Origin of the sequence: Burkholderia sp. Ac-20392 (assembly GCF_017104585.1) — a bacterium.
Lineage (GTDB): Bacteria > Pseudomonadota > Gammaproteobacteria > Burkholderiales > Burkholderiaceae > Burkholderia > Burkholderia lata.
The window spans coordinates 1-992 of record NZ_JAAGPB010001055.1 but is presented as its reverse complement, the minus strand read 5'-3'; the positions used below and the strand labels follow the sequence as shown (position 1 = coordinate 992).

General features: G+C 67.3%; 2 protein-coding genes. Both read right to left on the bottom strand.

The window, feature by feature from the left end; genetic code table 11:
* Nucleotides 1–281 (bottom strand): helix-turn-helix domain-containing protein (locus G3N99_RS40730; protein ID WP_206125255.1); only part of this gene is annotated, 281 nt, incomplete at its 3' end.
* Between the two features lie 180 nt (nucleotides 282–461).
* Nucleotides 462–992 (bottom strand): substrate binding domain-containing protein (locus G3N99_RS40725; RefSeq protein ID WP_206125254.1); only part of this gene is annotated, 531 nt, incomplete at its 5' end.

Sequence of the window (992 nt, the reverse complement as noted above, 5' to 3'; positions counted from 1 at the left end):
CGGCCAAGCTGCTGCAGCGCGCCGTCGATCCGCTTGTAGTAGGTGAACTTGCCGGCGCGGGTCGCCTGCACGAGCCCGGCATCCGCGAGGATGCGCATGTGGCGCGTGGTCGTGGCCGGCGCGATGCCGAGCTTCTCGGTGATGTACGTGCAGCACACGCCGAGTTCGTCGACATCGCCGTGCGGCTGCGGCGGGAAATGCTTGCGTGGCTGCTTGAGCCAGCGCATCACGGCCAGACGGCTTTCGTTGGCCAGTGCGCTGATGCGGGTGACGTCGTCCATGAGCATGCGGAATTCGATTAACGTTTCGAATATTAGCTAAATGACGAAATGTGTGCAATCGAGCGAACGACAGTTTCAACTCGCGACGTCGTGCCCAGGATCGTCACGCCCGCCTTCGATGCGATCGTGGCAAAACAGGCGCGCAACGCGCCGCGGACCGCATGATCCCTGCCTGTTCCTTTACGCGCCGCCCAGCGCCTGCGCCAACCTGTCGATCAGCGCGCGCACGCGCCTCGGCTGCACCGCGTTGCCCGGATAGACGATCTGCAAATCGACGTCGCCCGGCGAGAACGCGCGCAGGACTTCGACGAGCGCGCCGGACGCCAGATCCTGCTCGACGTCGACCAGCGACTTCAGCGCGATGCCGTGCCCCGCGACGCACCATGCGCGCACGAGCGCGCCGTCGTTGGCCATACGCCGGCCGCGCACCGTCACGCGCCTGGGTTCGCCATCGATGCTGAACGGCCAGTCGGCATACAGGTCCGGCCCGAAGCGCATCACGATGCAGTCGTGCGCGGCGAGATCGTCCGGATGCTGCGGCGTGCCGTGCGCCGCGAGATACGCGGGCGACGCGCACACCACGCGCCGCGCACGGCCGAGCGAGCGGCTGCGCAGCGAACTGTCGGCCAGCACGCCGCGGCGGATCGCGAAATCGAGCCCCTGCCCGACGACATCCACGTAACCATCGCCGAGATGCAGGTCGACCGTGAC